We start from the raw sequence: 10,820 nt of genomic DNA on the forward strand, positions 1-10,820 counted from the left end.
ACGCACCCCACCCACCCCCTGTCGCATGATGGGCCGTGTGCGACTGGAAGCGATCACCTGGGACCGGCTCGGCGAACAGCTGGCCGAGCGACTGCTCGATCTGAAGCCGGCCGACGGCAGCCCTTGGCCGCGCGTCGCCTTCGACGGTGCCCCGGCGGCCCGTCCCGGCGACCTCGCCGAGCGGGTCGGCGAGGCGCTGCGCATACGCGGCCGCCCCTCGCTCACCGTCGGCGCGGAAGGCTTCCTGCGCCCCGCTTCCGTCCGCCTGGAATACGGCCACCGGGACGTCGAGGCCTATTACGACGGCTGGGTCGACACCGGCGCCCTGTGGCGCGAGGTCTTCGGCCCCCTCGAAGCCGGTGGCGACGGCCGCGTCCTGCCCGACCTGTGGGACCCGGTCACCGACCGAGCCACCCGCAGCCGTCACGTCCAACTCCCGCCCGGCGGCTTCCTGTTGCTGCACGGCCCCCTCCTGCTGCGTCACTGGTTTCCGTTCGATCTGACCGTCCATGTCCTCCTCTCGCCCGGTGCCCTACGCCGCCGCACCCCCGAGGCCGAGCACTGGACCCTCCCCGCCTACGAGCGCTACGGCCAGGAGACCGACCCGGCCGGCACCGCCGACGTACTGGTGCGTGCCGACGACCCGCGGCATCCGGCGTGGAGCGGTTGAGGCGTGATCCGGTAAACCGCTTCTGCATGCACGTGCATTTAAATACGCTGGTGCCATGACGACCTCCACGAGTGATCCGATCTCCTTCGACGACACCGTCCGCACCCTGCTGGACGGCAGGAACTTCGCCAGCGTGGCCACCCTCGGCCCCGACGGCGCTCCCCAGAACTCGGTGGTCTGGATCAAGCGCGAGGGCGACACCGTGCTCTTCTCCTCCATCGACACCCGGCAGAAGGTGCGCAACCTCCGCCGCGACCCCCGCGTCAGCGTCTCGGTCTACGACCTCGCCAACCCCTACTCCTCCATCGAGATCCGCGGCATCGCCGAGATCGTCCCGGACGAGGCCAAGCGGCTTCCGTTCGAGCTCTCGCACAAGTACCTCGGCATCGACCCACCGGCCGAGAAGGACGACCAGACCCGCGTGATCATCCGCGTCTTCCCGCGGAAACTCGTGCGCTTCTCGGCCTGATCGCCGCCCGCCGCCGATGGCCGGTACCGCTCGGTTCCGGGTGCAAGGGCCGGACGCCACGGCGAGAATGAAGGGCGCCGGGACTAGCGGTGCGTCCGGCGCCGCGCCGGCCGTCCGGCATCGGGAGGTAGCCCATGACCACTGCCGGAGACATCATGCACCGCGGCGCCCAGTGGATCCCGGCCCACGAGACCCTGGACCGCGCCGCCCAGCTGATGCGTGAGCTGGGTGTGGGAGCCCTGCCCATCAGCGACGAGAACGAACGGCTCTGCGGCATCCTCACCGACCGCGACATCGTCATCGGCTGCGTGGCCATGGGCCACGACCCGAGCAAGGTCACCGCCGGCGAGATGGCCCAGGGCACCCCGCGCTGGATCGACGCGAGCGCCGACATCAGCGACGTGCTACGGGAGATGAAGGATCATCAGATCCGCCGCCTCCCTGTCATCGAGAACAAGCGCCTGGTCGGCATGATCAGCGAGGCCGATCTGGCCCGGAGCCTGTCGGAGGACGAGATCGGCCACTGGGCCGAGAGCGTCTATGCGATGAGCGCGGCGCCGAGGGCGCGTTGACTCGGTGACGCACTGACCCGATGCGCTGACCTGTCGACGCCCTGACTAGGCGAAGATCCGCTCACCTCACGGGCTGTCCTCGTCCGGCCGGTCGTGCCGGGCGAGGACGTCTCGATGTGGGCATCGGCCGGGCGCGTCAGAGCCACCCGTTGCGTCGGAAACCGCGGTACAGCACCACACACGCGACGGATATCACTCCGATGACCAGCGGATAACCGAACGTCCAGCGCAACTCCGGCATGTAGTCGAAGTTCATGCCGTAAACCCCGCACACCATCGTGGGGATGGCGATGATCGCGGCCCAGGCGGTGATCTTCCGCATGTCCTCGTTCTGCGCGACGGTGACCTGTGCCAGGTGGGCCTGGAGGATCGAGTTGAGCAACTCGTCGAAGGCGAATATCTGCTCCTTGGCCCGCAGCAGATGGTCGGAGACATCGCGGAAGTAGGCCTGTATCTCCGGCTCGACCGCCCGGAGCGGCCCCGTGGCCAGTTCCTCCAGCGGCCGGCTCAGCGGAACCACGGCCCGCTTCAGCTCCAGCAACTCCCGCTTGAGCTGGTAGATCCGCCCCGGGTCGGCCCGTGCCCCGTTCTCCGCGAACACGTCTGTCTCAACCTCGTCGATGTCCTCCTGCACCGAGTCGGTGACGCTCAGATAGTCGTCGACGACGTGGTCCGCGACGGCGTGCAGCACTGCCGCCGGTCCCTTGGCGAGCTGCTCGGGGTTCGACTCCAACTCCTCGCGCAACGGCCCCAGAGAGCCATGGCGTCCGTGGCGCACCGTGATGACGAAGTCCCGGCCGACGAACACCATGATCTCGCCGGTGTTCACCACCTCGCTGGTCGCCGTCAGCTGCTCGTGCTCGACGTAGCAGACGGTCTTGAACACCGCGAACAGCGTCTCGTCGTACCGCTCCAGCTTCGGCCGCTGATGTGCCTCGACCGCGTCCTCGACCGCCAGCGGGTGCAGGTCGAAGAGCTCGGCGATGCCCGCGAACTCCTGGTCCGTCGGCTCGTGGAGGCCGAGCCAGACGAATCCGCCGCCGCGCTTGCGCACTCTTTGCACGACGTCGACCAGATCACCGCTCTCCGGGACCCGCGCGCCGTCCCGGTACGCCACGCAGTTCACCACGGAGGAGCCCAGCGGGGACCTGGCGGGGTGGCTGAGGTCGACGCGCGGGCGCCGTCGAGCCAGCCGTGCCACCTTGCGGAGGCCGCCGACCTTGTCGAGGCCCGTGACCTTTCGCAGATTCCCTGCCATGGACATCTGGATCTCCTTGCGTGGATCCCTCGCGCCGCATCTCTGCGCCTTGGCGTGCCAGTTTGCCAGCCGGTGGTGAGTGACGGGTAAGCCTGTGGGAATCACCGATTCCGCTTTGTTCCCGCCTGTGGACAACCGGCTCACCCAGGTAGGACGCAACCTCAGCCGGGCTGGATGCAGCGCTCCGCTCATGTGACGGCAGCTTCACGCTCACGTGACGCAGCTTCCCGCCCACGTGACCGCAGCCTCCCGTCCGGGCGCGCGGCCTCCCGCCGGACCAGGCACGGCCTCCCGCCGGTCCGAGCCGCCCCCACGTGTCCTGGACGTCCGCCATCTCGTCGTAGGCGCCGCGTCGCCCGCTCAAGACGAGCGGGGCAACTGGGATGATCGCGGCATGACGCGAAACGACGGATATCTCCTCGACAACCGGCAGACCGAGGCGGGCGAACGTTTCGACGCCTTCGCCACCCTCTTCGACCCCATCACCTTCCGGCACCTCGAAGGATTCGGCATCGGACCCGGCTGGCGCTGCTGGGAGGTCGGCGCAGGCGGCACGTCGGTGGTGTCCTGGATGGCCAAGAAGGTCGGCCCCACCGGAAAGGTGGTCGCGACCGACATCGACACCTCGCACCTCGCCTCCGCCGCCCGGCCACCGGTGGAGGTCCGCGTCCACGACGTGAGCGCCGAGGAAGCGCCGGGGGAGGGGTTCGACCTCGTGCATGCCCGGCTCGTCCTCGTCCATGTGCCGGACCGGGAAAGGGCGTTGCGCTCGATGATCGAGTCCCTGCGCCCCGGCGGCCGGCTCCTGGTCGAGGACGCCGACCCCGCCCTCCAGCCCCTCATCTGCCCCGACGAGTACGGCCCCGAGCAGCAGCTGGCCAACCGACTGCGCCACGGCTTCCGCAAGCTCCTCGCCGACCGCGGCGCCGACCTCTCCTACGGCCGCAGGCTCCCGCGCATCCTCCGCGAAGCCGGCCTGCGCCAGGTGACGGCCGACGCGTACTTCCCGGTGACGTCGCCCGCCTGCGCCGCCCTGGAGTCCGCCACCGTCCGCCAGATCCGCGAGCAACTGGTCGCGGCGGGCATCGCCACGGACGACGACATCGACCGCCACCTCGCGAACGTGGCCTCCGGCACGTTGGATCTGGCAACGGCACCGCTGATCTCGGCATGGGGACGCAAGCCGTAGCCGGCAGCCCAGCGAACCAGCCCTCGGTACGTCGGCGACCTCACCCGGTCTCCGGCGGCCTCCCGCCCACCCGTTCCACGGCCAGCGCCCCCGCCCGGCACCCTTCCAGAGCCGCCTCCTGCGGCCCGGCGCCGGCGAGCAGGGCGGCGAGGAAGGCACCGGTGAAGGCGTCACCCGCTCCGGTGGTGTCCCTCGGCGCGGTCGGCACGGCGGGGACGTGGGCACTGACCGCGCCCGACCGGGCCACCAGTGCGCCGTCCGCGCCCTGCTTGGCGACCACCAGCGGAACATGGCGACTCAACTTGGCCGCCGCGTCCGCCGCGTCCGGCAACCCCGTGAGCAGGCACGCCTCGTCACGGCTCGGCAGCAGGACGTCCACACCCTCCACCAGCGTCAGGAAACGGTCGACGCCCAGCTCCACGAGGAACCCCGCCGACGCCGGATCCAGGCTCACCGGCACGCCACGCGCGCGTGCGGACGCGAGAGCCACCGTCACCAGCGCGCGGCTCGGCGCGGAGAACAGCAAGTAGCCCGACAGATGCAGCCATCCGACGCCGTCGAGGAGCGCGTCCGACCAGTCGCCCGGCTCCAGTCGCAGGGACGCGCCGCTGTCGGTGAGGAACGTCCGCTCGGCGTCGGCACCCGCGTCGACCAGGCAGATCACCGTCCCGGTCGGCGCCTCGGGATCGACGACGAGACAGGGCTCCACCCCGCTCGCGGTCAGCTCCCGCTCGTGCCACTCGGCGGCCTCCGCGCCCACCCGCCCCAGCAGCCGCACCTCACCACAGCCCCGATGCGCGGCCCAGCAGGCCACATTGGCGCCCGCGCCGCCCGGCACCGTCCGGATGGCCGCGGCCGTGTCCGTCCCCGAGGCGAGCGGCCCCTGGTGCCGGGCGATGACGTCCGTCACCACATCCCCCACGACCAGCAGCGCGCCGTCACGAGTGCCCAAGGTGCCCGCTCCGCTTCCCGATCCGTCGGGCAACGTTGCGCTCACGCCCCGGCCCAGGCCGCCGCGATCCGCCCCGCCAGCCGTACGTTGCCGCGTACCGCCGCGAGGTTGGCGCTCAGCGAGGCACCGTCCGTGTGCCGTACGAGGTAGTCCAGCAGGAACGGCGTGACCGCCTGGCCGGTGACGCCCTGCTCCTCGCACGCGTGCAGCGCGTCGGCGAGCACGCGCGCGTGCAGCTCGGGATCCAACTGCTCCGCCTCCGGCACCGGATTGGCGACGATCAGCGCCGACTCGGGCCCGTCGAGGGCGTCCTGAGCGCGCATCACCGCGGCCACCTCCTCCGGTGCCTGGAGCGTCCAGTCCACCGGGTGCCCCGAGTCGGAGAGGTAGAAGCCGGGGAAGCGCTCGGTGCGATAGCCGGCCACCGCGACGCCCAGCGTCTCCAGCCGCTGCAGAGTCGCCGGGACATCGAGGATCGACTTCACCCCGGCGCACACCACGGTGATCCGTGTCCGCGTGAGCAGTCCCAGGTCGGCCGACTCGTCCTGCGTCACCGTCCACTGCCGGTGCACACCGCCCAGCCCACCCGTCGCGAACACCCTTACGCCCGCGAGGGCCGCCAGCAGCGCCGTCGCCGACACCGTGGTCGCCCCGCTCGCCCCGGCGGCCACCGCGAGTGGCAGATCCCGGTGCCCCAGCTTGCGGATCCCGTCCTCGTTCGCGATCCGCTCCAGCTGGTCCTTGTCCAGGCCGACATGGGGCCGCCCGTCGAGCACGGCGATCGTCGCCGGAACGGCGCCCTCCCGCCGTACGACGTCCTCCAGCTCCAGCGCCACCTGAAGATTGCGCGGGCGCGGCAGCCCGTGCGCGATGATCGTGGACTCCAGGGCCACCACGGGTCGACGCGCGTCGATCGCTTCCCGTACCTCTTCCGACACCATCAGCACCACGCGCCTGCCTCCTGTCCGTCGGTACTCCCTCATCTCTGGCGGGCGCCACGCCCGATCAAACCCCTTGCAGGCTGTGGCGGACGACACCAGCCTTGGCTGCATGATGGACAACACTGCACGTCTCGACCATGTCGTCCTCTGGGTACGTGACCCGGTGGCGTCGGCCGACTTCTTCGAGAAGGCGGTCGGCATGGAGCCGGTCAGGCTTTCGGAGTTCGCCGCGGGGGCGGCTCCGTTCCCCTCCGTACGTCTCAACGAGGAGACCATCCTCGACCTCATGCCGCTCACCATGGCGGAACGCATGAAGATGCTGCCGGGCGCCACCGAGAGCTCCGGGCACCCGGTCAACCACGTCTGCCTGGCGCTGCCCGGCGACGACTTCGACGCCCTGCGCGCCCGCTTGGAGGAGCGCGCCGCGCCGGTGTCGGACATCTCCCAGGACTCCTTCGGCGCCCGCGGCAAGGCCAAGCGCAGCTTCTACTTCCGCGACCCCGACGGCAACGTCTTCGAGGCCCGCCACTACGACTAGGCGGACCTGGAAGGGGGGGCCATGCACGCGTGGCCCCCCTTCCAGACATGGCACCGCGTCGAAGACGTCAGACCGGCTGTGCCCCGCGTCGCAGGCGTCAGACCGGCCGTACGCTGTCCAGCGCCCCATGCGGATTCAGCACGTACGTGCGGCTCGCGCCCTCGCGTGCCTGCCGTTCAACGCGTGTCTGCCGTTCCACATGCTGCCCGCGCCGCCCCGGAGCGAGCCGGACTCCGCGTCAGTCGCCCGCGGGAACGCCCTCCGCCCGCCTGCCCCGCGTGAGCAGCGCCAACGCCGCCAGCGGGAGCAGCAGGCACGCGGCGGCGAGATTCAGCCAGCCGTAGCTCGCCTTGGCGACCACGAGCCCCGCGACCGCTCCGCCGACGCCTGCGGACGCGTTCATGACCAGGTCCGACAGTCCCTGCGCGGCGGCACGCGCCGGCTGCGGCACGGAGTCCGTGAGCAGCGCCGAACCGGAGACGAGCCCCGCCGACCAGCCGAGCCCCAGCACGAAGAGTCCGACGGCCGTCTGTCTGTGACTGCCGCCCGCCGTACCGGCGAGGAACACCGCACACGCCAGCAGCCCCACGGCGAGCCCGATCCCGGACAACCGCCCCAGCCGGTCCGACAGCCGCCCCATGAGCGGTGCGAACGCGTACATGCCCGCGATGTGCCCGCTGATGACCAGCCCGATCAGATCGATCCCGGCGCCGTGGTGCGCCAGGTCGACCGGGGTCATCGACATCACCGAGACCATCGCCGTGTGCACCACGGCGACCGTCACCACCGCGAGCCGCGCCCGCGGCGAGGCGGCCACGGCAGCCACCCCGGCGCGCAGCGAGCGGGCCGCGGGCGACCCTTCCTCGGCCGGTGCCAGCGCACGCGCCGTCAGCAGTGGGTCGGGCCGCAGCAGTACGGCCACCACGAGCGCGGATATCAGGAAGATCCCGGCCGCCCACAGGAACGGACCCGCCGTCGCCGGTATCCCGAGGCCCGTGACACTGCGACCGGCGGGCGCGGCTATGTTCGGGCCGAGGACAGCGCCGATGGTGGTCGCCCACACGACGAGCGAGATCGCCCGTGCTCGCCGCTCCGGCTCGGCCAGATCCGCCGCCGCGAAGCGCGCCTGGAGATTCGCCGACGACGCCGCTCCGAACGCGGCCATTCCGCACAGCAGCAGCGGAAAGCTCCCGACGCGGGCCGCGACCACGGTGACGGCGGCGCCCACGGCACCGATGAGATACGCCAGCACGAGCCCTGGACGACGGCCCCGCGCGGTCATCAGCGCGGCCAGCGGCAACGACAGCACCGCGGTCCCGGCGACGGTGGCGGTGGGCGCGAGCCCGGACAGCGACTCGGTGCCGCTGACCTCCTTGGCCAGGACGGCCGCGAGCGCGATACCGGTGGCGACACCCAGTCCGCCCAGGATCTGCGTCGTGATCAGCACGGCCTGGATACGGCGCCGCAGCGCCGGCAGCCGGTCGGGCGTGACCGATACGACCACCTGCCGCTCGACGGCGGTCACGACGCACGCCGGGTGGTGCGGCGCCTGCGACCCGCCGGCCGGGGACAACACATCGGACCGGCCGCGTACATGTGGGTGAAAGGTGTCGTCACAGGCGCAGTCTCCCCCCTCTTCTCCCGCCTGCCCACCCCGTGAAAGACCGGGGCGCCCTCAGAACAGCGGCTCCGGCAGTACCCCCTCCAACGCGAGCAGCTTCCGCTTGGTCTCGAGACCGCCCCCGAACCCGCCGATGCCGCCGTCGCTCTCCACGACCCGGTGACAGGGCACGACGACCGGCAGTGGATTGGCGCCCATCGCCATGCCCACCGCCTGGGCCGCGCCCGGCTGCCCGACCCGCCCGGCCAGATCGCCGTACCCGACGACCGTGCCGTACGGGACACCGGAGGCCAGCTCGCGCAGCACCTGCCGGTTGAAGCCGGAGCTCAGCGACCAGTCCAACGGCAGCTCGAAGTCGCGCCGGGCACCGGCGAAGTACTCCTTCACCTGGCGTATCGCCTCGGCCAGCAGTGGGGAGCCGGGCGCCTCGACCGGCTCGGCACCCAGCCGGGACGCCAGTCGGTCGAGCGTCGTCTCGCGCACCTTCTGCGTGGCGTGGAACACGACGCAGACCAGGCCGTCGTGGGTCGCGGCCAGCATCAGCGGACCGATGTCGGTGCCGACGACGGCCCACCCGACCTGCTGCTCGTACTGCCCATGGCTGTCCATGCGCCCACCGTACGACCCACCACTGACAACGCCCCCGGGAGCGGGTGGCGCCGAGCGGGCCTCACTTCGCGGGCAGGGCGTCCCGCACGACGTCGGGGGTGTTCGTGATGATGCCGTCGACGCCGTACCCGGCGACCAGCCGGGCGGTGTTCGCGTCGTTCACGGTCCAGACGAAGACCTCCAGCGGCCTGCCGTGCGGTCCGACGACCGCGTGGACGGCGGCGACGTAGCCCATGGAGACGGAGGCGTACGAGGGGTTGATCTGGTCGGCGAAGGCCGCGTACCGATCCAGGTCCGCCACGGACGGCGTCCCCAGGAAACCGGTCTTCACATCCGGCCTCAGCTCATGAACGGTGCGCACGCTGCCGGCGCCGAAGCTCTGCACGATCAGCCGGTCGGCCAGGTGGGGCCGGTCCAGCCAGCCCTCGTTGTCCAGGACCTTGAGGGTCTCCTGCTCGATGCCCGGGTACAGCTCGGGGTTCTTGATCTCCAGGAGCAGCTTCTGGTGATGCAGCTCCACGCGGTCGACGAACTGCTTCAGCGTCGGCACGCGCGCGTCCGCGTACGCGGGGCCGAACCAGCTGCCCGCGTCCAGGCGGGCGATCTCGGCGGCCGTGAAGTCCTTCACCTTCCAAGGTGCGCGGTCGGGGAAGACCTCCTCCGCGTCCGTGGTGCGCTTGAGGTTGTCGTCGTGGACGACGACCAGCTCGCCGTCCCTGGTGCGCTGGACGTCGTTCTCGACCCAGCTGACACCCAGCTCGGCGGCCTTGTCGACGGCGGCCAGCGTGTTCTCGGGGGCATAGGCGGAGGCACCCCGATGGGCGATGATCTCGGGCTGGGCCGCACCGGCCCGGGCGTCGGGGGTGGGAACGAGCAGAGCTGCGGATCCCAGGAGTGCGGTCGCCGTGGCGGCTACAGCGCGCGCGTGCATGCGTACTCCTCGCGTCGGACGATCACGAACAGCTCAACTGTGACAGCAGAGGGTCAACGACGGAGGAGTGCAGAATGGCCACAGATTGAATGGAGTTGCCCGGGCCCGCTCACCTGTGCGGCACAACTGGGGCGAGGCCGTGTTTCTTTGCCGGAAAATCGTTCGACCATTGCGGTGGGCGTTACCCTCTGCCTCAACCCTGACCGCTCGGGCGGTCCTGGGAGGGGGCGTATTTCACGGGGTTCCGGGACGTAAGAGGGCGGGAAGGGCAGCTGCGTATGCAGGGCACGATCGACGGATTCAGCTACGGACTCGTCACACCGCTGGTGGCCTACCTCATGGCCTGCCTCGGCGGCGCGCTCGGCCTGCGCTGCACCACCAGATCGATGCTCGTCTCGCGCTCCTGGCGCCAGGGCTGGCTCGCCTTGGGTTCGGCGGCCATCGGCTCCGGGATATGGACGATGCACTTCGTCGCGATGATGGGGTTCACCGTCAAGGGGACGCCCATCCACTACGACAAGGCGATGACGTTCGCGAGCCTCGCCGTCGCCATCGTCATGGTGGGTGTCGGGATCTTCATAGTCGGCTACCGGGGTGCCAGCGGAGCGGCCCTGTTCACGGGCGGCACCATCACCGGCCTCGGCATAGCCTCCATGCACTATCTGGGCATGGCCGGCATGCGGCTCAACGGCAAGCTGGAGTACAACACGTTCACCGTGGCCGTCTCCGTCGTCATAGCGATGGGGGCGGCCACCGCCGCGCTGTGGGCCGCCGGACAGGTCAGAGGACTGCTGTGGAGCGTGGGCGCGAGCCTCGTCATGGGCCTCGCCGTCAGCGGCATGCACTACACCGGAATGGCCGCTCTCAGCGTCCATCTCCACGGCACGGGAGCCCCCTCCGTAGGCGACTCGCCCGCCTCCCTGCTCGCGCCGATGCTGGTCGGCCCGCTCGCGTTCCTGCTCCTAGCCGGCGCCGTCGTGCTGTTCGACCCGAAGATGGTCATGGGGGTGCCCGCCGGGGGCCCCGTCGAGCACAAGCCGGGCGTCCCGGCCCACGCCACCGTCCCGCAC

Annotated in this window: 12 protein-coding genes; 6 read left to right on the forward strand and 6 right to left on the reverse strand. The window is 70.9% G+C overall.

The genetic code is table 11. The features are described from left to right. Positions 1-28: 28 nt before the first annotated feature. The 3 genes from EAO75_RS30120 (at position 29) to EAO75_RS30130 (ending at position 1,711) form a co-directional block, all read left to right on the forward strand. Complete coding sequence (locus EAO75_RS30120) at positions 29-670, forward strand: uridine kinase (protein WP_187284639.1); 642 nt, start codon at positions 29-31, stop codon at positions 668-670. 55 nt (positions 671-725) lie between these two features. Continuing rightward, positions 726-1,139: a PPOX class F420-dependent oxidoreductase gene (locus EAO75_RS30125; protein WP_147998305.1), complete on the forward strand. Its 414-nt coding sequence runs from the start codon at positions 726-728 to the stop codon at positions 1,137-1,139. 134 nt (positions 1,140-1,273) lie between these two features. Next, positions 1,274-1,711 (forward strand): CBS domain-containing protein, encoded by a 438-nt coding sequence (locus tag EAO75_RS30130; RefSeq protein ID WP_147998306.1) that lies wholly within the window; start codon positions 1,274-1,276, stop codon positions 1,709-1,711. Positions 1,712-1,847: 136 nt separating this feature from the next. Here the strand turns inward: EAO75_RS30130 and EAO75_RS30135 are convergent, their stop codons facing one another. Continuing rightward, a complete protein-coding gene (locus EAO75_RS30135) occupies positions 1,848-2,975 on the reverse strand; it encodes a magnesium and cobalt transport protein CorA (protein WP_147998307.1) in 1,128 nt (375 codons plus the stop codon). A gap of 388 nt (positions 2,976-3,363) precedes the next feature. Between EAO75_RS30135 and EAO75_RS30140 the strand changes: the two genes are divergently transcribed. Further along, the gene (locus EAO75_RS30140; RefSeq protein WP_147998308.1) at positions 3,364-4,158 is read left to right on the forward strand and encodes a methyltransferase domain-containing protein; all 795 of its coding nucleotides are present in this window, start codon (positions 3,364-3,366) and stop codon (positions 4,156-4,158) included. A gap of 40 nt (positions 4,159-4,198) precedes the next feature. Here the strand turns inward: EAO75_RS30140 and EAO75_RS30145 are convergent, their stop codons facing one another. Both EAO75_RS30145 and EAO75_RS30150 read right to left on the reverse strand, forming a co-directional pair. Next, complete coding sequence (locus tag EAO75_RS30145) at positions 4,199-5,110, reverse strand: carbohydrate kinase family protein (protein WP_261989488.1); 912 nt, start codon at positions 5,108-5,110, stop codon at positions 4,199-4,201. 41 nt (positions 5,111-5,151) lie between these two features. Next, positions 5,152-6,060, reverse strand: a complete 909-nt coding sequence (locus tag EAO75_RS30150) for a pseudouridine-5'-phosphate glycosidase (RefSeq protein ID WP_147998309.1) — start codon at positions 6,058-6,060, stop codon at positions 5,152-5,154. Between the two features lie 100 nt (positions 6,061-6,160). Between EAO75_RS30150 and EAO75_RS30155 the strand changes: the two genes are divergently transcribed. Further along, positions 6,161-6,589 carry a VOC family protein gene (locus EAO75_RS30155; protein ID WP_147998310.1) on the forward strand — a complete coding sequence of 143 codons (429 nt, stop codon included), beginning with the start codon at positions 6,161-6,163 and terminating at the stop codon, positions 6,587-6,589. 238 nt (positions 6,590-6,827) lie between these two features. Here the strand turns inward: EAO75_RS30155 and EAO75_RS30160 are convergent, their stop codons facing one another. From EAO75_RS30160 to EAO75_RS30170, 3 genes are all read right to left on the reverse strand, one after another. Beyond that, entirely contained in the window at positions 6,828-8,114 is a 1,287-nt protein-coding gene (locus tag EAO75_RS30160) for an MFS transporter (RefSeq protein ID WP_147998311.1), read from the reverse strand. Positions 8,115-8,264: 150 nt separating this feature from the next. Continuing rightward, positions 8,265-8,819, reverse strand: a complete 555-nt coding sequence (locus EAO75_RS30165; protein WP_147998312.1) for a methylated-DNA--[protein]-cysteine S-methyltransferase — start codon at positions 8,817-8,819, stop codon at positions 8,265-8,267. 61 nt (positions 8,820-8,880) lie between these two features. Next, a complete protein-coding gene (locus tag EAO75_RS30170; protein WP_147998313.1) occupies positions 8,881-9,750 on the reverse strand; it encodes a glycerophosphodiester phosphodiesterase in 870 nt (289 codons plus the stop codon). A gap of 278 nt (positions 9,751-10,028) precedes the next feature. Between EAO75_RS30170 and EAO75_RS30175 the strand changes: the two genes are divergently transcribed. Next, a partial coding sequence (locus tag EAO75_RS30175; protein WP_147998314.1) for an MHYT domain-containing protein occupies positions 10,029-10,820 on the forward strand: 792 nt, incomplete at its 3' end.

The organism is Streptomyces sp. UW30, from assembly GCF_008042075.1.
GTDB lineage: Bacteria > Actinomycetota > Actinomycetes > Streptomycetales > Streptomycetaceae > Streptomyces.

Coding starts and splice junctions, on each gene's coding strand:
- EAO75_RS30120 (WP_187284639.1), top strand. CDS start 29: ATGGGCCGTGTGCGACTGGAAGCGATCACCTGGGACCGGCTCGGCGAA.
- EAO75_RS30125 (WP_147998305.1), top strand. CDS start 726: ATGACGACCTCCACGAGTGATCCGATCTCCTTCGACGACACCGTCCGC.
- EAO75_RS30130 (WP_147998306.1), top strand. CDS start 1,274: ATGACCACTGCCGGAGACATCATGCACCGCGGCGCCCAGTGGATCCCG.
- EAO75_RS30135 (WP_147998307.1), bottom strand. CDS start 2,975: ATGTCCATGGCAGGGAATCTGCGAAAGGTCACGGGCCTCGACAAGGTC.
- EAO75_RS30140 (WP_147998308.1), top strand. CDS start 3,364: ATGACGCGAAACGACGGATATCTCCTCGACAACCGGCAGACCGAGGCG.
- EAO75_RS30155 (WP_147998310.1), top strand. CDS start 6,161: ATGATGGACAACACTGCACGTCTCGACCATGTCGTCCTCTGGGTACGT.
- EAO75_RS30165 (WP_147998312.1), bottom strand. CDS start 8,819: ATGGACAGCCATGGGCAGTACGAGCAGCAGGTCGGGTGGGCCGTCGTC.
- EAO75_RS30170 (WP_147998313.1), bottom strand. CDS start 9,750: ATGCACGCGCGCGCTGTAGCCGCCACGGCGACCGCACTCCTGGGATCC.